Raw genomic sequence first — 21,526 nt, 5'->3', positions numbered from 1 at the left:
TCCGAGGGCGACCGGCGGACCCAGGGGGCGGAATCCACAGGTCGGGCGCTGGAAGCCGGTGTCGCGCCAGGTCGCGGGCCGGCGGCACCAGGCCGTGGACCGGCCGCGCCAAGTCGCGGACCGGCCGCACCAGAACCTGATCCGGCGGCATCAGGTCGCCAACCGGCGCCAGGAGACCAGGAACACCAGCGCCGCGATGATCGACCCGGCGGACGCGAACGACCCGGCCCCGAGGTAGACGACCCACTCGTAGTCCCGCGCCGACTCGGCCAGGCCGGCGCGGGCGAGTGGCACGCCCCACAGGATGCCGCCGAGGACCAGGCCGGCCGCGGCGGACAGCGCGGCGAGCGACCCGATGACGACCCGGCCGACCCGGCGGCGCCCCTCGTAGCGGTGCACCGCGCCGCGCCGTGCCAGTCCCCACGACGCCAGCGCGGCCAGGGCCAGGGCGATCGCGTCCGCGGCGAGGGTGTCGCTGAGCCGGTGCCACTTCGCGGTGAGCGTGTACTGCCCGATCCCGACCGCCCACGGCAGCACCACGAGCATCACCACCCCGCGCCACCGGTGGGGCGCCACGATCACGGCGGCGAACAGCACGGTCATGGCGATCGCGGTGTGCCCGCTGGGCAGGCTGTTGTGCGCGTAGTCGCCCGTCACCTCGACCAGCGGAGGTCTGACCAGCACGAACCGCTTGAGGCCCTGGACGGCGAGTTGCCCCACCACGATCACGCCCACCGCCGCGACCGCGAGGTCCCACCGCCGCCGCAGCGCGCCGACCAGCGCGATCAGCACGACGGCCACCGCCAGCGAGTAGACGGTGATCTCGTCCAACGCCCGCCACGCCCGACCGGCCTCGGCGTCGTCGACCTGGTCGGCCCCTCGCAACGCGGCGTTCTCCAGCGCCTGGCCCGCTTCCGTCCACACGGCGAGCACGTAGACCACCGCTGCCGCGCCGAAGGCCGCGACCGCGATGACCGACCACCGCCGGGCCGCCGCCGAAACGGGCACCGACGCCGGCGCCACGTCCGGCTGCCGATCCGCCTCGTCCTCCACCGACACGCTCGCACCTCCCGCCGGGACGACCGAACGCCCATCATGGGCCGAACGGAGCAACAGTGCCCGACGTGCCGGTCGACCGCGGAAGGGCCGACGACCGCCGTGGCCCCTCACGCAACAACGCCGGCTTTTCCACCAACGCATGAAATCCGGCGAGCACTAGGCTCACCGCCCGTGACCGAGCCGGACTTCCTGACCATGGCCCGCACCGCCTACGACACCGTCGCCGCCGACTACGCGGACCTGCTGCGCGACCACCTCGCCGCACCCACCAGCGCGGCGGACCGCGCGGTCCTGCGCATGTTCGCCGACCTCGTCACCGGCCCGGTGGCGGACGTCGGCTGCGGCCCCGGGCGGATCACCGGCCACCTGCGCGCCCTGGGCGTGGACGTGTTCGGCGTCGACCTGTCGCCGCGGATGGTGGCCGTCGCCCGGCGCGACCACCCCGGCCTGCGGTTCGACGTGGGCTCGATGCTCGACCTGGACCTGCCGGACGCCTCGCTGGGCGGCGCGCTGGCCTGGTACTCGGTGATCCACGTGCCGTGGGAGCTGCACCCGGCCGTGTTCGCCGAGTTCCACCGGGTGCTGGCGCCGGGCGGCCTGCTGCTGCTCGCGTTCCACATCGGCGACACCGTCCGCCGCCTGGAGCACGCCTACGGCCACGACATCGCGCTGGACGCCTTCCGCCTCCAACCCGAACGGGTGCTCGCCCAGCTGGGTGAAGCCGGGTTCGAGCCGCACACCCGCCTGGACCGCGAGCCGGTCGGGGTGGAGAAGACGCGGCAGGGTTACCTGGTCGTGCGCAAACCCGCGTAGGAGCGGGAGACGACCCAGCCCCACCACGCGACCCAGCCCCGCCACGCGGCCCAGCCCCGCCACACGACCCAACCCCGCCACACGCCCAACTGCGGAACGCGGCCCAACCGCGGAACGCGGCCCAACCGCGGAGCGCGGCTCACCCCCGCCACACGTAAAGCCGCTCGGGCCGCCCCGCACCCCCGTACTTCAACCGCACCTCCGCCCTGCCGGTGCTCACGAAGTGCTCCAGGTAGCGCCGCGCCGACACCCGCGCCAACGCGGTCGCCGAAGCGCACTCCCCGGCCGACACCCCGCCGACCCGTTCCCGCAGCACCCCCTCGACCAGCTCCGCGGTCTGCGCGCTCAACCCCTTGGGCAGCACGGGCGCGCTGCGCGGCCGCGACCCGAACACCTCGTCCACGTCGGCCTGCCCGGCCGAGGCCAACTGCCCCAACCGCCGGCGCACGGCCGCGAAGTGCGCGAGCTGGTCGCGCAGCGCCGCGTACTCGAACGGCTTGATCAGGTAGTGCAGCACGCCGCCGCGCATCGCCCGCCGCACCGTCTCCACGTCGGTCGCCGCGGTGATCAGGATGACGTCCACGTCGTCGCCGAGCCCGCGCAGCTCCCGCAGCACGCCGAGCCCGTCCAGGTCCGGCAGGTACACGTCCAGCAGCACCAGGTCCGGCCGCAGCTCGCGCACCAGCCGCAGGGCGTCGGCGCCGGTGTGGGCGACGCCGACGACCTCGAAGCCGGGCGTGCGCGCCACGTACCCGCCGTGGACCTTCGCGACCATGAAGTCGTCGTCGACCACCAGCACCCTGATCACACCGGCACCCCCGCGGGCAGCCGGGCGGTGAACACCGCCCCGTCCTCGTTGCGCACCTGCACCGAACCGCCGCGCCGCAGGCACGTCTGCCGGGTCAGGGCCAGCCCGAGGCCGCGCCGCCCCTGCGCCGCGGCCTTGGTGGTGAACCCGTGCCGGAACACCTCCTCGGCCAGCTCCGGCGCGACGCCCGGCCCGGAGTCGCGCACCACCACCAGCACCTCGTCGGGACCGGACCGCACCAGCACCTCGACCCACCCGCGGCCGTCGAGCGCGTCGAGGGCGTTGTCCACGAGGTTCCCGATCACCGTGACCAGGTCGGTGGACAGCGCCTCGTCCACCGCGCCGAGCGCGCTGCCGGGGTGCATGCGCAGCCCGATGCCGCGCTCGGCGGCCAGGCTGGACTTGGCGGTCAGCAGCGCCGCGACCGCCGGGTCGGCGACCTTCGAGGCGACCTCGGCCCGCCACGCGCCCTGCGCGGTGCTGATGCGGCTGATGAACCCGCGCACCTCGTCGTACTCGCCCAGCTCCACCAGGCCGGCGATGGTGTGCAGGCGGTTGCTGAACTCGTGCGCCTGCGCGCGCAGGGTGTCGGTGGCGTGCCGGTTGGCGTCCAGCTCGTCGCGCAGCGTCATCAGCTCGGTGCGGTCCCGCAGGGTGACCACGGCGCCGTGCACGCCCAGCGGCATGCGGTTGAGGGTGAGCACGCGGCCGCCGGCCAGGGCGAGCTGGTCGGGGCCGACGGCGCGCCCGGTGAGCACGTCGCGCAGCCGCTCGTCGACGTCCAGGTCCGCCACGCGCCGGCCGACCGCGTCCGCGGGCAGCTCCAGCAGCTCCCGCGCGTGGTCGTTGAGCAGGGTGATCCGGTCCCGGGGGTCGAGGGCGACGACGCCCTCCTTGATGCCGTGCAGCAGTGCCTCCCGGTACTCCACCAGCGCGGTGATCTCGTGCGGTTCCAGGCCGAGCGTCTGGTTCTTCACCCGGCGGGCGAGCAGCAGCGACCCGGCCACGCCGATGACCAGCGCGACGCCGAGCAGCCGCAGCGCGTTGTCCGGCGAGTCCAGCACACCCTCCCAGAAGCCGGGCGCGAGCCGCCCGGCGGCGACCAGGCCGATCACCTCGCCGCCGTCGCCGATCACCGGCACGTGGGCCGCCGTCGCGCCGGCCAGCTCGCCGACCCACGCCCGGCCAGCGAGCGCGGTGCTGCCGCCCAGGTCGAGGTGCTCGCCGACCTGGCGGGGGTCGGGTGAGGTGAGGATGCGCCGGTCCGGGTCGGTGACGACCACGTAGCTGGCGCCGGACAGGCTGCGGGCGCTCTCCGCGAACGGCGCCAGCGCGTAGTGCCGCAGCGGGTCGGCCAGCGACGCCCGCACGCCCGCGGTGGCGGCCACGTCCTCGGCCACCGACAGCATCCGGCGCCCCTCGGTGGTGCGGAAGTTGTTGCCCGCCTGGACGACCGACAGCACGCCCACCGCGCACAGCAGCGCCACCACCACGACCAGCTGCCACCCGAGCAGCTGGCGGGCGAGCGATCCGCGGCCTCCCATCGGCACCTCCGTGACCACAAAGAACAAAAGAACCCTTAGGGGCGGAAGCGGGACTTCCCTGTTTACACGAGTGCAACATGTCGAACCACGCGGAAGAGAGGCGGGGATCACAGTGCGGATCGGGAACTGGCTCGCGGTCGTCGGCGCCCTGGCGGTCGTCGTCCTCGTGCCGCCGCTGCTGACGTCCGGCGCCGAGACCGGCACGGCGTCGCTGCGCGGCCTGCGCGTGCTCGTGCCGAACTCGCCGGGCGGCGGCTACGACGTCACCGCGCGCACCGCCGCCAAGGCCATGGAGGACGCCGGGCTGATCCGCAACATCGAGGTGTTCAACCTGCCCGGCGCGGGCGGCACGGTCGGCCTGGGCCGCGCGGTCAGCGAGCGCGGCAACGGCAAGCTGGTGATGTCCATGGGCCTGGGCGTGGTGGGCAGCGTCTACACCAACAAGTCGCCGTCGTCGCTGCTGGACACCACGCCGATCGCGAAGCTGATCGAGGAGCCGGACATCGTGGTGGTCGGCGCGGACTCGCCGTACCGGTCGCTGGACGAGCTGGTCGCGGCGTGGCGGGCGGACCCGGGCGGGGTGACGGTGGGCGGCGGGTCGGCGCCGGGCGGGCCGGACCACCTGGCGCCGATGCTGGTGGCCAAGGCCGTGGGCCTGGAGCCGCGGCGGGTCAACTACGTGCCGTTCGACGGCGGCGGCGAGCTGCTGGCGTCCGTGCTGGGCGGCAAGGTCGCGTTCGGCGTGTCGGGCGTGGGCGAGTACCGCGACCAGATCGAGGCCGGGCAGATCCGGGTGCTGGCGGTGACCGGCGGCGACCGGCTGGCCGGGGTGGACGCGCCGACCCTGCGGGAGGCGGGGGTGGACGTCGAGTTCACCAACTGGCGCGGCGTGGTCGCCCCGCCGGGGATCTCCGACACCGACCGGCAGCGGCTGGTGGACCTGTTCACCGACCTGCACGGCACGGCGCAGTGGCGGGACGCGGTGGCGCGCAACGGCTGGACCGACGCGTTCGCGCCGGGCGACGAGTTCGGCGCGTTCCTGCGCGGCGAGAACGAGCGGGTGGCGACGGTGCTGAAGGACCTGGGGCTGGCATGAGGGAGGTCGAGGTGAACCCGAAGGTGGACCGGGCCTGGTTCCGGGAGCGCTCGGAGCTGGGCGTGTCCGCGGTCCTGGTGGCGCTGGGCGTGCTGGTCCTGGTCGACGCGCTGCGCATACCCACCGACTTCGCGCAGCGCGGCCCGGTTGGGCCGAAGGCGGTGCCGGTCGTGGTGGGCGCGGGCCTGCTGGTGGTGGCCGTGCTGCTGGCGCGGGACGTGCTGCGCGGCGGCCGCGGCGAGGCCGAGGGCGGCGAGGACGTCGACCTGGCCGCGCCCGCCGACTGGCGCACCGTGCTGCTGCTGTGCGGTGCGTTCCTGGCCAACGCGGCGCTGATCGGCGTGGTCGGGTTCCCGATCTCCGGCGCGGTGCTGTTCTGGGGCGCCGCCTACGCGCTGGGCAGCCGCCACTTCACGCGCGACCCGCTGATCGCCGCCGGGCTGTCGGTGGCCACGTACCTGCTGTTCAACAACCTGCTCGGCGTTCCCCTGCCCGGCGGGCCGCTGGTGGGGGTGCTGTAGCCGTGGACGCGATCGACAACCTGGTGGGGGGCTTCGCCACCGCGCTGACGCCCGGTCACCTGCTGCTGGCGGCGCTGGGCGTGCTGCTGGGCACGGCGATCGGCGTGCTGCCCGGCATCGGCCCGGCGATGGCGGTGGCGCTGCTGCTGCCGGTCACCTACGGCCTGGAGCCGACCGGCGCGTTCATCATGTTCGCGGGCATCTACTACGGCGGCATGTTCGGCGGCTCCACCACGTCGATCCTGCTCAACACGCCGGGGGAGAGCGCGGCGGTGGTCGCGGCCATCGACGGCAACCCGATGGCCCGCGCCGGACGCGGTGCGCAAGCGCTTGCCGCGGCGGCGATCGGGCACTTCGTCGGCGGCATCATCGGCACCGTGCTGCTCGTGCTGCTCGCGCCGACCGTGGCGAAGCTGGCCGTGGACATCGGCGCGCCCGACTTCTTCGCGATCATGGTGCTGGCGTTCATCGCGGTCACCTCGGTGCTCGGCGCGTCCCGGGTGCGGGGGTTCGCGTCCCTGCTCATCGGGCTGGCCGTCGGGTTGGTGGGGCTGGACGAGATGACCGGGCAGCAGCGGCTCACGTTCGGGTCGCTGCACCTGGCCGACGGCGTGGACGTGGTGGTCGTCGCGGTCGCCCTGTTCGCCGTGGGCGAGTCGCTGTGGGTGGCCGCGCACCTGCGCCGCAAGCCGCACCGGCCGATCCCGGTGGGGCGCCCGTGGCTGGGGCGCGAGGACTGGAGGCGCTCGTGGAAGCCGTGGCTGCGCGGGCCGCTGATCGGGTTCCCGTTCGGCGCGGTGCCCGCGGGTGGGGCGGAGATCCCCACGTTCCTGTCGTACGTGACCGAGAAGCGGTTGTCCAAGCACCGCGACCAGTTCGGCAAGGGCGCGATCGAGGGCGTGGCCGGGCCGGAGGCGACGTCCAGCGCGTCCGCCGCGGGGACGCTGGTGTCGATGCTGACGCTGGGGCTGCCCACCACGGCGGTGGCCGCGGTGATGCTGGCGGCGTTCCAGCAGTACGGGATCCAGCCCGGGCCGCTGCTGTTCGAGCGGGAGTCCGCGCTGGTGTGGGCGCTGATCGCGTCGCTGTTCGTCGGCCTGTGCCTGCTGCTGGTGCTGAACCTGCCGTTGGCGCCGGTGTGGGCGAAGCTGTTGCGCATTCCCCGGCCTTACCTGTACGCGGGCATTCTGTTCTTCGCCAGCGTCGGCGCGTACGCGGTCAACGGTGATGTGTTCGACCTGCTGCTGATGTTCGTGATCGGCCTGCTGGGGTTCGTGATGCGGCGGTACGGGCTGCCGGTGCTGCCCGCGATCATCGCCGTCATCCTCGGCCCGGCGGCCGAACAGCAGATGCGGCGCGCGTTGCAGCTGTCGGACGGCTCGCTGACCGGTTTGGTCAACACGCCGTTCTCGGTCGCCGTCTACGCCGTGGTCGTGCTGCTGCTGGCGTGGCCGCTGGTCCGGCGCCTGGTCCGTCGGGCACCGGCGGAGCGTTCGCGGGCGGACGCCTAATTCCCAACGCCTACGCCTAACGCCTAGGACCGGGTCCGCCCGCCCTCCCCCTGCCGGCGGGCGGACCCTTCACTCGGGGGATGGCACCGCCCAGGCAATGTCAACATTCGACAATGCAGGCGGCTCTACATCCACAGGCCGGCGCCGCACGAGGGGGTCACGCAAGGGCGGTGCCGTGCGAGAGGGCCGGATCGTGCGATGTAGGTCGCACCTGGGGAGCCGCATGCTGGGAGGATCGCGTACAGGGAATCGCATGATGAGAGGGGGGCGCTGGGAGAGACGCACTGGGAGAGACGCACTGGGAGAGATGCGCTGGGAGAGATGCGCTGGGAGAGATGCGCTGAGAGGCGCGCGGGGAGTCGCGTGCAGGAGGTCGCGCAGAGGGCGCGTGCGAGGGACTGTGCACAAGCGGTGTGCGCAGGAGGGTGTGCCGGCGGGGCGCGCGCAGAGGCAATGTCAACATTCGACAATTCAAGCGGACTTCTCGCCTGTGGGGCGGTGTCGCTTGTGGGGCGGTGTCGTATGTGGGTGATGTCAACATTCGACAATTTCGGTTGACCCCTTATTCGCGAGGCGGTGCCGTGGTGGCGCGGACGACCAGCGAAGGGCGCAACAGGTGCCGCACGGGTTCCTGCCGCTCGCCGCGCACGCGTTGCAGCAGTGCCTCGGCCGCCAGCCGTCCGAACTCGTTGCGCGGCTGGTCGACCGTCGTCAGCGAGACGTGTCGCAGCGCGGCCAGCGACGTGTTGTCGTAACCAACCACCGACACGTCCCGCGGCACCCGCAACCCCGCCTCCTCCAACGCCGAGATCGCCCCGAACGCGTTGAAGTCGTTGCACGAGACGATCGCGGTGGGCGGATCGGCCAACAACTCGCGAACCGCCCGCGCACCGGCCTCGTCGGTGTACTCGCTGCCCACCACGCGCGGCGCCAGGCCGTGGGCGTCCACCGCCGCCAGGTAACCGCGCCGCCGCGCCCCCTCACCACCGTCGAGGTGGGCGATCCGCCGGTGCCCCAACGACACCAGGTGGTCCACGGCCAACCGGATGCCGAGCCCCCCGTCGTCGTTCACCGTATCCACGGTGGACAGCCGGGACGACCGGGCGACCAGCACCACCGGCGCCTGGGCCGCCGCCCGCGCGATGTCCGCCGACGGCACCACCGGCGACAGCAGCGCCAGCCCCGCCGGCCGGAACGACAGCAGGCTCGCCAGCGCCCGCCGCTCCCGCGCGGGCCTGCGCCCGCCGGTGTTGACGATCAGGTCGAACCCCCGCTCGCGGGCCACCTCGTCCAACCCGTCCACCACCTCCGCGAAGAACGCGTTGTGCAGGTCGGACACCATCACCCCGAGCACGTGCGAGGTGCGGCTGGCCAGCGACCGCGCCATGGCGTGCGGCGAGTACCCCAGCTCCTCGGCCGCCTTCAGCACGGCCGCGCGCCGCAGGTCGCTCACCCTCGGTGACCCGCGCATGACCAGCGACACCAGCGCGCGGGACACCCCGGCGCGCGCGGCCACGTCCTCCATGGTGGGTCTGGCCACCGGTTCCTCCCGCTCGGCCCGAACGTCGAGCCTTGACACCCGTGTGACGGAGGTAACAGCATTGGAGCGCTCCAACGAAGTAGAGCGCTCTAACGGTAGACCACCGCCACCAGGACGGAGACCACCCGGATGCGCATCGGAGTTGTCGGAGTGGGCCGGATCGGCACCATGCACGCCGCGAACCTGACCACCCTGGACGAGGTCGACGAGGTCCTGCTGCACGACCCGCTGCCCGGCCGCGCCCAGCGGACGGCGGCCGCCCTGCCCGGCACCCGGGCCGTGGCCGACCTCTCCACCATCCTCACCCTCTGTGACGGCGTGCTGCTGGCCACGCCCACCGGCACCCACCCCGCGCTGTTACGGGAGACCGTCGCCGCCGGCGTGCCGACGCTGTGCGAGAAGCCGATCGCGAGCCGGCTGGAGGAGATGCGCGCGCTGGTGGCCGACGTGGAGGCATCCGGGGTGGAGGTGCTGGTCGGGTTCCAGCGCCGCTTCGACCCGGCCGTGGTCGAGCTGCACCGGCGCGTGCGCGCGGGCCACGTCGGCGCGGTCTACCTGGTGCGCGCGCAGGGCTTCGACGCCCGGCCGCCCGACCCCGCCTACCTGCCCGGCTCCGGCGGCATCTTCCGCGACCTGCTGGTCCACGACCTGGACGCGGTGCCGTGGCTGGTCGGCGAACCCGTCGTCGAGGTGTACGCGTCCGGCTCGGTGCTGGTGGACGACGCGTTCGCCGCCGCCGACGACGTGGACAACGCCGTGGTGGTGCTGAGGTTCGCGGGCGGCGCGCACGCCGTGCTCGCGGCCGGCAGGCACGACCCGGTCGGCTACGACCACCGCGTCGAGGTGCTCGGCAGCCGCGACTGCCTGGCCGTCGGCCTCGACCCGCGCACCCCGCTGACCTCCCTCGAACCCGACGGGCCCAAGGCCGCCGCCGACGCCTACCCCGGCTTCCCCGAGCGCTTCCACCGCGCCTACCTCAACGAGGTGGCGGTGTTCGCGGGCGTCGTGGCGGGCCGGGCGGCCAACCCGTCGCCGGTGCGCGACAGCCTCGTCAGCCTGGCACTCGCCGACGCCTGCGAGCGGTCCCGCCGCACCGGCGCCCCCGTCCGCCCGACCGCGGGGGTGGCCGCGTGAGGACCGCCGGCGCGCCCATCTCGTGGGGTGTGTGCGAGGTGCCCGGCTGGGGCCGCGTGCCCGACCCCGCGACCGTGCTGGCGCAGATGGCCTCGCTCGGCCTGCGCGCCACCGAACTCGGCCCGCCCGGCTACCTGCCCACCGACCCGGCGGCCCTGAGAGCCCTGCTCGACGGGCACGGCCTGGCGCTGGTGGGCGGTTTCCTGGCCGTGCCCCTGCACGCCGGCGACCCGTCGGCCGCCGACGCGACCGCGGCGCTGCTCGCCGACGCGGGCGCCGAGGTCCTGGTGCTGGCCGCCGCCACCGGCCTCGACGGCTACGACGAACGCCCCGCGCTCACCGACGCCGAGTGGCGCACCCTGGTCGACACCGCCGCCGCCGTGCGCGACCGGGCCGCCGCCCGCGGCCTGCGCACCGCGCTGCACCCGCACGTCGGCACGCACGTGGAACGCGCGGACGAGGTCGAGCGGTTCCTGGCCGACTCCGACGTGCCGCTGTGCCTGGACACCGGGCACCTGCTCATCGGCGGCACCGACCCGGTCGACCTGGCCCGCCGCCACCCCGGGCGCATCGGCCACGTGCACCTCAAGGACGTGCGCGCCGACCTCGCCGCCGCCGTGCGCCGCGGCGAGCTCGGCTACGCGGCCGCCGTGCGCGAGGGCCTGTACGCGCCGCTGGGCGACGGCGACCTCGACGTGGCCGCCCTGGTCGCGCTCCTGCGGGACACCGGTTACCGCGGCTGGTGCGTCCTGGAGCAGGACACCGCGCTCGACGACGACCGCGACGACACCCCGCTGCGGGACACCGCCCGCAGCCTCACCCACCTCCAGGAGGGACGATGACGTCCACCCGACCGGCCCTCGCCCTCGCCGGCCCGGTCCTCGCCGGCCTCGCCCTGCTGGCCGCGTGCAGCGGCCCCACCGCGTCCCGGGACGACGACCCCGCCACCCAGGCCCCCACCGCCGGCGAGCTGCGCGTCGCGGTCATCTCCCACGGCACCGCGGGCGACGCGTTCTGGAACGTGGTCAAGAACGGCGCCACCGCCGCCGGCGAGCAGCTCGGCGTCGCGGTGGACTACCACTCCGACGGCGACCCCGCCCGCCAGGCCACCCTGGTCGACAACGCGGTGTCCCAGCGGGTCGGCGGCATCGTCGTGTCCCTGGCCAACCCCGACGCGCTCAAGACCTCGGTGCAGAACGCGGTCCGCGCCGGCATCCCCGTCATCACCATCAACTCCGGCTCCGGGCGCTCGGCCGAGTTCGGCGCGCTCGCCCACGTCGGCCAGGAGGAGGACGTGGCCGGCGAGCAGGCGGGCCGCAGGCTGCGCGAAGCAGGCAGGGGCAAGCTGCTGTGCGTCATCCACGAGGCCGGCAACATCGGCCTCGACCAGCGCTGCGACGGCGCCCGCACCGGGTTCGGCGGCACCGCCACCACCCTCCAGGTCGACATCAACAACCCCACCGACGTCGAGGCCCGCATCAAGGGCGCGCTCCAGACCGACACCTCCGTCGACGCCGTCCTCGCGCTCAACCCGCAGGTCGCGGTGTCCGCGGTCAACGCCGTCAAGGGCGCCTCCTCGCGGGCCGCGGTCGCCACCTTCGACCTCAACGGCGACGTCACCGACGCCATCAAGGCCGGCGACGTGCTGTTCGCCGTGGACCAGCAGCAGTACGAGCAGGGCTACCTGCCGATCGTCATGCTCAAGCTCCACCACGACAACGCCAACACCGTCGGCGGCGGCCGGCCCGTGCTCACCGGACCCGGCTTCGTCGACCGGTCCAACGTGGACCGCGTCGCCGAGTACGCCGAGCGCGGCACCCGGTGAAGCGCGCCGCGACCGGCACCCGGACCGCCGCGCTCGACCGGCTGGTCGCCCGGCCCGAGGTCGGCGCCCTGCTCGGCGCGCTGCTGGTGTTCGCGTTCTTCTCGGTGACGACCGAGCGGTTCCTCAGCACCGCGGGCGTGGCCACGTGGCTCGACGACGCCTCCACGCTCGGCATCATGGCCGTCGCCGTGGCGCTGCTCATGGTCGGCGGCGAGTTCGACCTGTCCGCGGGCGTCCTCACCGCCTCCACCGCCCTGGTCACCGCCGTCCTGGCCACCGAACTCGGCTGGAACACGTGGGCCGCGCTGCCGGTGTCGCTGGTGTTCGCGCTGGCGGTCGGCGTGCTCAACGGGTGGCTCGTGGTGCGCACCGGCCTGCCCAGCTTCATCGTGACCCTCGGGACGTTCCTCGCCCTCCAGGGCCTCAACCTCGGGGTGACGCGCCTGGTCACCGGCACCGTGCAGGTCTCCGGCATGCGCTCCGCCGACGGCTACGCCTCCGCCGGCTACCTGTTCGCCTCCACCGTCGACGTGGGCGGCACCGCGTTCCCGGTGTCGATCCTGTGGTGGCTGCTGGCCACCGCGGTCGCCTCGGTCGTGCTGCTGCGCACCGGGTTCGGCAACCGCGTGTTCGCCGTCGGCGGCTCCGCGGCGGCGGCCCGCGCGGTCGGCGTGCCGGTGCTGCGCACCAAGGTCGCGCTGTTCACCACGACCGCGTTCGCCGCCTGGCTGGTCGGGACGACCAACGTCCTGCGGTTCGCCGGCGTCCAGGCCAACCAGGGCATCGGCCTGGAGTTCCAGTACATCGTCGCGGCCGTCATCGGCGGCTGCCTGCTCACCGGCGGGTTCGGCTCCGCCGTCGGCGCCGCCCTCGGCGCGCTCATCTTCGGCATGGCCCGGCAGGGCATCGTCTACGCCAACTGGGACTCCGACTGGTTCCAGCTCTTCCTCGGCGCGATGCTGCTGGCGGCCGTCCTCGTCAACAACGCCCTGCGGCGCCGGGCGGAAAGGGTGCGGCCGTGAACCCCCTGCTGGAAGTGCGCGGCATCGGCAAGTCCTACGGCAGCGTGGTCGCGCTGCACGACGTGTCGGCGGTGGTGCGCGCCGGCGAGGTCACCTGCGTCCTCGGCGACAACGGCGCCGGCAAGTCGACCCTGATCAAGGTGCTGGCCGGGGTGCACCGCCACGACACCGGCCGGTACCTGGTCGACGGGCGGCCGGTGCGGTTCTCGTCGCCGCGCGAGGCCCTCGCCCTCGGCATCGCCACCGTCCACCAGGACCTCGCCCTCGTGCCGCTGATGAGCGTGTGGCGCAACTTCTTCCTCGGCGCCGAACCGACCCGGGGACCGTTCCTGGACCGGCGACGCGGCCGCGAGGTCGCGCGCGCCGCGCTGGCCGACCTCGGCGTGGTCCTGCGGGACGTGGAACAACCGGTCGGCACCCTGTCCGGCGGCGAGCGGCAGTGCGTGGCCATCGCCCGGGCCGTCCACTTCGGCGCCAGGGTCCTCGTCCTCGACGAACCCACCGCCGCCCTCGGCGTCAGACAGGCCGGCGTGGTGCTGAGGAACGTGGCCCGGGCCCGCGACCGGGGGCTCGGGGTCGTGCTCATCACCCACAACCCGCACCACGCCTACCCCGTCGGCGACCGGTTCCTGCTGCTCAACCGGGGCCGGGTGATCGGGGACCACGCCAAGTCCGAGGTCACCCCGGCGCGGCTGACCCGGGAGATGGCGGGCGGGGCGGAACTGGAGGCGCTGGCCCACGAACTGCGGGGGGTCGCCGAGTGACGGTCGAGGTGCTGACCGTGGGGCGGGTCGGGGTGGACCTGTACCCGGAGCAGGGCGGCGTGCCGCTGGCGGAGGTCCGGACGTTCGCCAAGTCGCTGGGCGGGACCGCCACGAACGTCGCCGTGGCGGCGGCCAGGCTGGGCCGGCGGGCGGCCGTGCTGACCAAGGTGGGCGACGACGCGTTCGGCGACTACGTGCGGGCGGCGCTGACGGGGTTCGGGGTGGGGGTCGGGCACGTCGGCACCGCGCCCCTGCGGACCCCGGTCGTCTTCTGCGCCCTCGACCCGCCCGAGGACCCCCCGCTGCTGTTCTACCGCGAACCGCTGGCACCCGACCTGACCCTGGGGACGGCCGACGTGCCGTGGGACGAGGTGGCCGACGTGCCGCTGCTGTGGGTGACGGGGACGGGGGTGTCGGCGGAACCGGGGCGGTCCACGCAGCGGGCGGTGCTGGAGCACCGGGGGCGGCGCGCGCACACGGTGCTCGACCTGGACTACCGGCCGGCGTTCTGGCCCGATCCGGGGATGGCCGGGCGCGAGATCGGCTGGATGCTCGACCACGTGACGGTCGCCGTGGGGAACCGGGTGGAGGTGGAGGTGGCGGTCGGGACGGCGGACCCCGCCGAAGCCGCTGCCCGGCTGCTGGCGCGGGGGGTCGAGCTGGCGGTGGTCAAGCTGGGGGCGGAGGGCGTCCTGATCGCCGACGGCGACGGGGCGTGGACCGTGCCGCCGCACCCGGTGCGGGTGGTGTGCGGGCTGGGGGCGGGCGACGCCTTCGGCGGCGCACTGGCCCACGGCCTCCTGGCGGGCTGGGCGCCACCCCGCATCGCCCGCTACGCCAACGCGGCCGGTGCCCTGGTGGCGAGCCGCCTGGCCTGCGCGGACGCCATGCCCACGGCTGCCGAGGTGGAGGCCCTGCTGTGACGACCAGTCCGTGGGGCGCCCCGACGCGGGTCACCCCGACACCCCCGCTCTCCGCCACGCCTACCCGCGCCCCCGCACCTGGTTCCGTCCCTGTTTCCGTTCCTGTCCCCGCTCCAGTCCCCCTCCCCGTTCCCGCCTCCGTACTCGTTCACGCCTCTGCCCCCGCTCCCAGCTCCACCCCACCTCCTCGCCTAGCCCTTCCGCCTCCCCTCTCCCCTCCACCTCCCCTCACCCCCCTCCCTCCTGCACGCAGCCCAGTCCTGTGGCAAGATCACCTCAGCCCCGGCCACTCGTTCACACGATCGAGTGATCATCGGCCGAAAATGTACGGAAACACCGTTACCGAACATCGGTTGAGAGAATCGAGGCCCGACAACCACCACCCACGTCCAACACCCACCGCCCCGGCTCCCGGGGACATCCGGTGATCGAGGACGGACGGTGGCGGAGGTCGCCGGCCACGAGGGCGGTGGACCCGGGCGTGATCCGGAGGGCCTACCAGGCCCGCCGGCGGCGCCACCAGCTGCTGTCCGACCGGGACACGCTGTTCCTGGTGGCCGCCGACCACCCCGCGCGTGACACGCAACGGGTGGGCAACACCCCGCCGGCCACCCGACCGGCCGCAAGCACCAGGGTGGCCACAGTCGCCAGGCCGGCTGCGACCGGCCGACCGACCACGACCGGCCGATCATGGGCACCGGGTCGCCCGATCGCAGGTGCCAGGTCACGGCTGTCGCGTCACGAGGTGACTGGTCGCAGGCCGACGGGTTGCGGCCGATCGAGCGGGGCAGGCCCGTCGAGCGGGCCAAGCCGAGCGAGCGGGGCAAGTGGTTGTCCGGCTGGTCGGCCCCGGCTGTTGGCGGCTCTCGTCCGAACCGCTCGCCAGCTCGCTTGCGGCGCTTGGTCCCGGCCCCGCCTCAAGATCATTTTGTTTGTGGGCTCCCGGGGGACGCCCTGGCCTGGGACTTGGGGCGCCTGGCCCTGGAAGGCTCCACCTTTCGCGGAATCCGCCCCGTCCCGCTCCACCCGTTCGGCCACGCCCGGCCCCGCTTCGCCTTGCCCCGCCCCGCCCCGCCTTGCCCCGCCTCGCGCCGCCCCGCCTTGCCTTGTCTGGAGCGTCCTACTTCCGGATGGTCCTGTCACCGGATCGGTTGTCTGTTGGGGACCACTTGCGCTGCGGGCGGTCCCGGCCTGCGAACGCGTCACGGCTCGGGAACGTGGCAGATCCCTCGGCCGTGTCACGTTTTCCCTCGAACGTGTTCTCTCTGCCCCTCGAACGTGGCTCATGTCCCCCGAACGTGGACGAGGGTGGCGGCTGTTCTGCGGCTGGTGCAGGGAGGAGTGGCGGGGAGTGGCGGGTATTAGTGGTTTTCCTGCGGTCGTGTTCAGAAATTCCCGCGTTCGTGTGAGGGGAGTGTCCGCATGAGCAGCAGTGGTTGGCATCGGCCTTTGGGGGCTTTGGCGGACGGGGAGAACGCGGTTGTGCTCACTCCCGCGGTTGCCGGGTGGGAGCGGGTCGGGTTGCGGGTCTTGCTGTTGCACCCAGGGGAGTCCGTTGTTCTACGTATGGGTGAATTTGAAGGGTTTGTTCTGCCTCTTTCGGGTGGTTGTGTGGTCGATGTCGATGGGGAGCGGTTCGGGTTGGTGGGGCGGGAGTCCGTTTTCACGCGGGTCTCGGACTTCGCCTACGTCCCCCGGGATTCGTCGGTTCGTGTGAGCACCGAGGGCGGGGTCGAGGTCGCCGTCCCCATGGCCCGGTGCGAGCGCCGCCTCCCACCTCGCCACGGGGCCGCCGAGGACGTGCCGGTGGAGGTCCGGGGCTCGGGCAACGCCACCCGCCAGGTCACGAACTTCGGCGTTCCCGGCGCCTGGGACCACGCCGACCGGCTGATGGCCTGCGAACTGGTCACCCCCGGCGGCAACTGGTCGTCCTACCCGCCCCACAAGCACGACCTGACGTGTGACGTCGTCAACGAGGAGGTCTACTACTTCCGCATCGCCGGGCGGGATCAGGTGACACCTTCGCGTGAAGGTTTTGGGTTTCACCGGACCTACACCGACGACGGGGAAGTCGACGACGCGGTGCTGGTCCGCGACGGGGACGTCTTCCTCGTCCCGCGCGGCCACCACGGGCCCTGCGTCGCCGCGCCCGGCTACCCGATGTACTACCTGAACGTGTTGGCCGGGCCGAACCCGCGGCGCTCCATGGCGTTCTGCGACGACCCCGCGCACACCTGGGTCCGGGGCACGTGGGCGCGGCAGGACCAGGACCCCCGCTGCCCCGTCACCAGCGCCGCCGGGCGGGTCGCCACCGGAGGTCCCCGATGAGGCTGACCACCGCCCAGGCCCTCGTCCGCTGGCTCCGCGCCCAGCGCACCGAGTTGGGCGGCATCCGAAACGGCATCCGAAACGGCGTCGAGGACGGCGTCGAGGACGGCATCGGGGGTGGAGCCGGGAGCGCGCCGCTCTTCCCCGGCGTCTTCGCGATCTTCGGCCACGGCAACGTCCTCGGCCTCGGCAACGCCCTGGAGGAAGCCGACCTCCCGGTCTGGCGCGGCCACAACGAGCAGGGCATGGCGCTCGCCGCCGTGGGGATCGCCAAGGCCACCCACCGCCGCCAGGTCGGCGTCGCCACCTCCTCCATCGGCCCCGGCGCCCTCAACATGGTCACCGCCGCCGGCGTCGCCCACGCCAACCGCCTGCCGCTCCTCCTCCTGCCCGGCGACACCTTCACCAGCCGCGCGCCCGACCCCGTGCTCCAGCAGGTCGAGCACTTCGGCGACCCGGGCACCACGGTCAACGACGCCTTCCGCCCGGTCAGCCGCTGGTTCGACCGCGTCACCCGCCCCGAGCAGCTGGTCCACACCCTCCCGCACGTCGCCCGCGTGCTCACCGACCCGGCCGACTGCGGCCCGGTCACCCTCGCCCTCCCGCAGGACGTGCAGGCCGAGGCGTTCGACTTCCCGGACGCCCTCTTCACCCCGGTCGTGCACCGCCCGCGCCGCCCGCGCCCCGACACCCGCGCGCTCGCCGAGGCCGCCGACGCCCTGCGCCGCGCCCGCCGACCGCTGCTGGTCCTGGGCGGCGGCGTCCGCTACTCGCGCGCGGCCGGCCGCGCGGTCCGCTTCGCCGAGCAGCACGCCGTCCCGGTCGTCGAGACCACCGCCGGCCGCACCTGCGTCCCGCACGACCACCCCCTGCACGCGGGCCCGCTGGGCATCACCGGCTCCGCCTCGGCCAACGCCCTGGCCGCCGACGCGGACGTGGTGCTGGCCGTCGGCACCCGCCTCCAGGACTTCACCACCGCCTCGTGGACGGCCTTCGCGCCCGGCGTCCGCCTGGTGTCCCTGAACGCGGCCCGCTTCGACGCGGTCAAGCACGGCGCCCTGGAGCTGGTGGCCGACGCCGACGAAGGGCTCCGCGAGCTGACCGACGCGCTGGGGGAGTGGCGGGCCGACGAGGCGTGGGCGGCGCGTGCGTCACACGAACGCGGGAAATGGGACGCGTACGTCGACACGCTCCGCACACCCGGCGGCACGCCGACGTACGCGCAGGTGGTGGGCGTGGTCAACGACCTGTCCGGGCCGACCGACTACGTGATGACCGCGTCCGGCGGCCTGCCCGGCGAGCTGATCGGCGGCTGGCGCGCGGTCGGCGAGGCGACCGTGGACGTCGAGTACGGGTTCAGCTGCATGGGGTACGAGCTGGCCGGCGCCTGGGGCGCGGCGATCGCCCGCCGGGACGGCGTGGTGACCACCCTCCTGGGTGACGGCTCCTACCTGATGCTCAACTCGGAGCTGTTCTCGGCGGCCTTCGCCGGCCACGGCTTCGTCGCGGTCGTCTGCGACAACGACGGCTACGCGGTGATCCACCGCCTCCAGACCGACCACGGCGGCGCGGGCTTCAACAACCTCTACGGCGACGTGGCCAGCCGGCACGCCGACCCGCCCCGCGCCGACTTCGCCGCGCACGCCGCCGCGATGGGCTGCGCGGCGTTCCGGGCCGAGGGCATCGCGGACCTCGAACGCGCCTACCGCGCGGCGCGGGAGGTCGCCCGCACCGAGCACCGCCCGGCCGTGGTGGTGATCCGCACGCACCCGGCGAGCTGGACCGATGCGGGTGCGTGGTGGGAGGTCGGCGTCCCCGAGGTCGCGCACCGCCCGGAGATCGCGGCGGCGCACGAGGAGGCCCGCGCGGGGAAGGCCAGGCAGGTCCGCTACCTCTGAGGCCGGGCGTGGGGAAGACACGAAAGAGGGAGATGGGAAAGCACACGAGCGTGTGAGGGAGAGGGTGGGGAGAGCGGGCTCAGGGGACGGGTGAGTGGTCGCCGGGGAGTGGGCGCGGGCCCGAGGGAGGGCGCGGGGAGGGAGGGCGCGGGTGCAGGCGGACGGGAGTCGGCAGCGCGGGCGCTGAGCGCGGCAATGGACGCGAGCGGGTGCAGGTCAGGCGGGCTCAGGAGAAGTGGGCGGGCGCGGACTGGAGCCGGCAGGAGCGCCTGACCGCCGCTGCCGCCTGACCGCCGCAAGTCCGCGGGCACGTGCTCACCCGGCTCGCCCCGCGCGTGCGGGAACGCCACCGGCCGCACCGGGCTGCCCGAGCACCCCCGCGGCTCGACGAACAGCACGCCGCCCGCGAAGTGCCGGGCCGCCGAAGTTGCCCACGCCCGCGAGCCCGGCGACGGTCGTGATCGGCACCGGGCGCTCACCGAACAGCGCCGAGCCGCGCCGGGTCCGCGTCACGGCCGGTGGAGGCCGGTTCCGCCGGCGGCAGGCCCGCCGACACCCCGAGGTGCGGGTCGCCCGCGGTGCCGCCGACGCCCTCGCTCACCGGCTGGCGAGGTCCCCGCCCGCCACGTCGGCCGCCGCGCGCGGGAGGCCCGGGCTGACCTCGTGCAGCACCGCGCGCAGCGGCCCGGCGGCCTCGGGCCGCTGCCACAGCATGGTGTGGATCGACCCGCGCCACTCCGTGGTGAACTCGGCCCGCGCCACCCCCATCCGCACCCGCGGCACGGCCACCAGCCTGCGGCGCGCCTCGTCCATCCGGTCGCTGACCACCTCGGACGACTGCGGCGCCAGCACCGTCGCCATCCGCACCCGCAGCCGCGGCCACAGCTCGGTGTCCGCGGCCTCCGCCAGCGCGCCCGCGGCGGCACCGGCGAGCAGCCGCAGTGGTTCCTCGCGCACGATCACTCCCTCTCGTCCTTCCCGCGGCGGAACAGCGGCCCGAAGTGCGAGCCGCGCTGGTCGTTCCGCTCGAAGTTCTGGATCACCTCGGCGTGCTGGGTCGGCGCGTACGCGTCCCGCCCGGCCTGGATGACGGTCGAGCCGCCGGTGGCCGTGGCGTTCTGGTTCACCGACCTCGGGCCCTGGTCGGCGGTGGCCGGCACGGCGTCGGCGACCGGGGTGACCGGGGCGTCCGGGGCGGCCGCGGAGCCCTCCGCGGGCTCCTCCAGGACCAGGGCGTGCGCGTCGCCGCCGGGGATCCACAGCCAGCCCTCCCCGGTGAAGGTCTTCACCCGCACGGGCACCCGGCGGAAGTCCTCGGGCCGCAGCGTGGTGAACCCGGCCGCCACCACCGAGGTGTAGACCAGGTCGGACAGCACGACCACCAGGTCGGCGTCGGTCTGCTCCAGCGCCTGCCGCGCGGGCTCGCCGTTGAGCAGCCTGCTGACCAGCACCGCGTCCTGCCCGGGGTAGCCGTTGGCGCCCTGCGCGGTGGTGCCGAAGTGGACGGCCATGCGCATCCGCAGGCGGGCGTGCGGCACCCGGTAGGCGTTGACCGAGGCCAGCTCGGCGGCCAGCGCCCGCACGTACGCGTCGACGACGACCTGGTCCGGCGTGCCCGGGGGCAGCACCGCCCACTCCTCGTCGCCCTTGGGCTGCCGGTCCCACCCGGCGCGGTCCAGGCCCGCGGCCTCCCCCGCCCGGTCCAGGCTGCGCACCAGCAGCTCCTGCAGCTCGCGCTGGAGCCGGTCGTCGGCCGACCCGTAGCTCCTCAGGTCACAACAGACCAGCAGACTGCGCTGGATGCTCATGGGCTTCGGCCTTTCGCGTGGCGCGGACGACGTCACAGCGACCCGTAACGGGCGCGTACGGTCACTGTGGAGTACGACATCGGCGTCAATACCGCACTAGTGCGGAGTGGCGCTCAGATGCCCGCGAATTTCCTCAGCCCGGCCAGGTCGGGCACGAGCACGTCGCGCCTCAGGTGACTGACCACCACCCCCGCCTTCCGCAGATCGGAGAACGCCTTCTCGGCGGTCCTGGGCTTCATCCCGGCGATCGAGGCGAGTTCGACCTTGGTCAGCGGAATTCCCAGCGTCCACCCGTGCGGCTCTTCCCGGCCGTAGGTCTGCACCAATTCGGCGAGCACCCGGGCCACCCGTTCGGCGGCCGGGTGGGACAGGAAATCGCGCCGGCGCTGGTTGGCCCACCGCAGCCGGTCGTTGATCATCCCGATCAATTCCACGAACACGTCGTTGCGCCGGTGCAGGAAGCTCATCAGCTCCCCGCTGGTGATCAGCTTGGCGACCACGTCGCCGCACGTGACCACGGTGGCCGAGCGGGGCTTCTGGTCCAGCGCGGCCATCTCGCCGACGAGGTCGCCCGCGACCCTGATGGCGAGCAGGGCGGTGTCGCCCGTCTCGTCCGTGGTCTGCACCTTGACGACGCCGTCGAGCAACAACAGGACGTGAGTGTCTTTCGCGTCCTGCTCTATCACCTCGCGGTCGGCCGTGTAGCGCACGACCGTCCCGATGTTGAGCAGCTCTTGTCGGGTGTTCTCTCGGAGGCGACCCAGCAGGCTGTTGCTGGGCCACACTGGATCCTGTGTCATCGTGGGGGTCGGCATGGGCAGCATGAGGATCCTGTTACTGTCGTGACCGGCGGGACTTCCATAAGGACCGACCTGCGTCGGGTGGCAAGTGATGGTCTCCCCGAACGTGATGCGGACAGTACACCCGAATGG

Annotated in this window: 20 protein-coding genes; 12 read left to right on the top strand and 8 right to left on the bottom strand. The window is 73.9% G+C overall.

Annotated features, from left to right (window positions below; genetic code table 11):
* Window positions 1–150 precede the first annotated feature (150 nt).
* Complete coding sequence (locus EKG83_RS45400) at window positions 151–1,059, bottom strand: phosphatase PAP2 family protein (protein WP_228122442.1); 909 nt, start codon at window positions 1,057–1,059, stop codon at window positions 151–153.
* A 195-nt stretch (window positions 1,060–1,254) separates the two neighbouring features.
* Between EKG83_RS45400 and EKG83_RS45395 the strand changes: the two genes are divergently transcribed.
* On the top strand, window positions 1,255–1,872 hold the full coding sequence (locus EKG83_RS45395; RefSeq protein ID WP_033428736.1) for a class I SAM-dependent methyltransferase: 618 nt from the start codon (window positions 1,255–1,257) through the stop codon (window positions 1,870–1,872).
* 139 nt (window positions 1,873–2,011) lie between these two features.
* On the opposite strand, the gene EKG83_RS45390 is transcribed toward EKG83_RS45395, so the two are convergent.
* Window positions 2,012–2,680 (bottom strand): response regulator, encoded by a 669-nt coding sequence (locus tag EKG83_RS45390; RefSeq protein ID WP_033428381.1) that lies wholly within the window; start codon window positions 2,678–2,680, stop codon window positions 2,012–2,014.
* On the bottom strand, window positions 2,677–4,224 hold the full coding sequence (locus EKG83_RS45385) for a sensor histidine kinase (RefSeq protein WP_033428737.1): 1,548 nt from the start codon (window positions 4,222–4,224) through the stop codon (window positions 2,677–2,679). The genes EKG83_RS45390 and EKG83_RS45385 overlap by 4 nt, the downstream gene beginning before the upstream one ends.
* A gap of 112 nt (window positions 4,225–4,336) precedes the next feature.
* Between EKG83_RS45385 and EKG83_RS45380 the strand changes: the two genes are divergently transcribed.
* From EKG83_RS45380 to EKG83_RS45370, 3 genes are read left to right on the top strand one after another with little or no spacing between them, the layout of a single operon-like run.
* Window positions 4,337–5,320 (top strand): Bug family tripartite tricarboxylate transporter substrate binding protein, encoded by a 984-nt coding sequence (locus EKG83_RS45380; protein WP_033428382.1) that lies wholly within the window; start codon window positions 4,337–4,339, stop codon window positions 5,318–5,320.
* Complete coding sequence (locus EKG83_RS45375; protein ID WP_033428383.1) at window positions 5,317–5,841, top strand: tripartite tricarboxylate transporter TctB family protein; 525 nt, start codon at window positions 5,317–5,319, stop codon at window positions 5,839–5,841. The genes EKG83_RS45380 and EKG83_RS45375 overlap by 4 nt, the downstream gene beginning before the upstream one ends.
* A 2-nt stretch (window positions 5,842–5,843) precedes the next feature.
* The gene (locus EKG83_RS45370; RefSeq protein ID WP_033428384.1) at window positions 5,844–7,352 is read left to right on the top strand and encodes a tripartite tricarboxylate transporter permease; all 1,509 of its coding nucleotides are present in this window, start codon (window positions 5,844–5,846) and stop codon (window positions 7,350–7,352) included.
* 562 nt (window positions 7,353–7,914) lie between these two features.
* On the opposite strand, the gene EKG83_RS45365 is transcribed toward EKG83_RS45370, so the two are convergent.
* Window positions 7,915–8,892: a LacI family DNA-binding transcriptional regulator gene (locus EKG83_RS45365; RefSeq protein ID WP_033428385.1), complete on the bottom strand. Its 978-nt coding sequence runs from the start codon at window positions 8,890–8,892 to the stop codon at window positions 7,915–7,917.
* Between the two features lie 129 nt (window positions 8,893–9,021).
* Between EKG83_RS45365 and EKG83_RS45360 the strand changes: the two genes are divergently transcribed.
* The 8 genes from EKG83_RS45360 to iolD all read left to right on the top strand — a co-directional run bounded on the left by EKG83_RS45360 (window position 9,022) and on the right by iolD (window position 18,786).
* Window positions 9,022–10,026 (top strand): Gfo/Idh/MocA family protein, encoded by a 1,005-nt coding sequence (locus tag EKG83_RS45360; protein WP_033428386.1) that lies wholly within the window; start codon window positions 9,022–9,024, stop codon window positions 10,024–10,026.
* Window positions 10,023–10,868: a TIM barrel protein gene (locus EKG83_RS45355; RefSeq protein ID WP_033428387.1), complete on the top strand. Its 846-nt coding sequence runs from the start codon at window positions 10,023–10,025 to the stop codon at window positions 10,866–10,868. Before EKG83_RS45360 ends, EKG83_RS45355 begins: the two co-directional genes overlap by 4 nt.
* Window positions 10,865–11,851, top strand: a complete 987-nt coding sequence (locus tag EKG83_RS45350) for a sugar ABC transporter substrate-binding protein (protein WP_033428388.1) — start codon at window positions 10,865–10,867, stop codon at window positions 11,849–11,851. The genes EKG83_RS45355 and EKG83_RS45350 overlap by 4 nt, the downstream gene beginning before the upstream one ends.
* A complete protein-coding gene (locus EKG83_RS45345; RefSeq protein ID WP_051764625.1) occupies window positions 11,848–12,873 on the top strand; it encodes an ABC transporter permease in 1,026 nt (341 codons plus the stop codon). Before EKG83_RS45350 ends, EKG83_RS45345 begins: the two co-directional genes overlap by 4 nt.
* Complete coding sequence (locus tag EKG83_RS45340; RefSeq protein ID WP_033428389.1) at window positions 12,870–13,637, top strand: ATP-binding cassette domain-containing protein; 768 nt, start codon at window positions 12,870–12,872, stop codon at window positions 13,635–13,637. Before EKG83_RS45345 ends, EKG83_RS45340 begins: the two co-directional genes overlap by 4 nt.
* Window positions 13,634–14,560 (top strand): 5-dehydro-2-deoxygluconokinase, encoded by a 927-nt coding sequence (gene iolC / locus EKG83_RS45335; protein WP_033428390.1) that lies wholly within the window; start codon window positions 13,634–13,636, stop codon window positions 14,558–14,560. Before EKG83_RS45340 ends, iolC begins: the two co-directional genes overlap by 4 nt.
* A 1,422-nt stretch (window positions 14,561–15,982) precedes the next feature.
* On the top strand, window positions 15,983–16,888 hold the full coding sequence (gene iolB, locus EKG83_RS45330) for a 5-deoxy-glucuronate isomerase (RefSeq protein ID WP_033428391.1): 906 nt from the start codon (window positions 15,983–15,985) through the stop codon (window positions 16,886–16,888).
* Window positions 16,885–18,786, top strand: coding sequence for a 3D-(3,5/4)-trihydroxycyclohexane-1,2-dione acylhydrolase (decyclizing) (gene iolD / locus EKG83_RS45325; protein WP_033428392.1), 1,902 nt, complete (start codon window positions 16,885–16,887; stop codon window positions 18,784–18,786). The genes iolB and iolD overlap by 4 nt, the downstream gene beginning before the upstream one ends.
* A gap of 475 nt (window positions 18,787–19,261) precedes the next feature.
* Here iolD and EKG83_RS49360 read toward each other — a convergent pair whose 3' ends face one another.
* The 4 genes from EKG83_RS49360 to EKG83_RS45310 form a co-directional block, all read right to left on the bottom strand.
* Window positions 19,262–19,387 (bottom strand): hypothetical protein, encoded by a 126-nt coding sequence (locus EKG83_RS49360; protein WP_265590311.1) that lies wholly within the window; start codon window positions 19,385–19,387, stop codon window positions 19,262–19,264.
* Window positions 19,384–19,743, bottom strand: coding sequence for a hypothetical protein (locus EKG83_RS45320; protein WP_153278822.1), 360 nt, complete (start codon window positions 19,741–19,743; stop codon window positions 19,384–19,386). The genes EKG83_RS49360 and EKG83_RS45320 overlap by 4 nt, the downstream gene beginning before the upstream one ends.
* A 2-nt stretch (window positions 19,744–19,745) precedes the next feature.
* Window positions 19,746–20,594 (bottom strand): hypothetical protein, encoded by an 849-nt coding sequence (locus tag EKG83_RS45315; protein WP_051764627.1) that lies wholly within the window; start codon window positions 20,592–20,594, stop codon window positions 19,746–19,748.
* 113 nt (window positions 20,595–20,707) lie between these two features.
* Entirely contained in the window at window positions 20,708–21,394 is a 687-nt protein-coding gene (locus tag EKG83_RS45310; protein WP_228122440.1) for a Crp/Fnr family transcriptional regulator, read from the bottom strand.
* Window positions 21,395–21,526 lie beyond the last annotated feature (132 nt).

Source organism: Saccharothrix syringae, assembly GCF_009498035.1.
GTDB lineage: Bacteria > Actinomycetota > Actinomycetes > Mycobacteriales > Pseudonocardiaceae > Actinosynnema > Actinosynnema syringae.
Note: the sequence above shows the minus strand (reverse complement) of the source record. Positions and strands in the feature narration are given on the sequence as shown.

Bases quoted from the DNA above. Each gene is read 5' to 3' on its own strand.
- EKG83_RS45395 (WP_033428736.1), top strand. From the start codon at position 1,255: ATGGCCCGCACCGCCTACGACACCGTCGCCGCCGACTACGCGGACCTG.
- EKG83_RS45385 (WP_033428737.1), bottom strand. From the start codon at position 4,224: ATGGGAGGCCGCGGATCGCTCGCCCGCCAGCTGCTCGGGTGGCAGCTG.
- EKG83_RS45375 (WP_033428383.1), top strand. From the start codon at position 5,317: ATGAGGGAGGTCGAGGTGAACCCGAAGGTGGACCGGGCCTGGTTCCGG.
- EKG83_RS45360 (WP_033428386.1), top strand. From the start codon at position 9,022: ATGCGCATCGGAGTTGTCGGAGTGGGCCGGATCGGCACCATGCACGCC.
- EKG83_RS45350 (WP_033428388.1), top strand. From the start codon at position 10,865: ATGACGTCCACCCGACCGGCCCTCGCCCTCGCCGGCCCGGTCCTCGCC.
- iolB (WP_033428391.1), top strand. From the start codon at position 15,983: ATGAGCAGCAGTGGTTGGCATCGGCCTTTGGGGGCTTTGGCGGACGGG.
- iolD (WP_033428392.1), top strand. From the start codon at position 16,885: ATGAGGCTGACCACCGCCCAGGCCCTCGTCCGCTGGCTCCGCGCCCAG.
- EKG83_RS45315 (WP_051764627.1), bottom strand. From the start codon at position 20,594: ATGAGCATCCAGCGCAGTCTGCTGGTCTGTTGTGACCTGAGGAGCTAC.
- EKG83_RS45310 (WP_228122440.1), bottom strand. From the start codon at position 21,394: ATGACACAGGATCCAGTGTGGCCCAGCAACAGCCTGCTGGGTCGCCTC.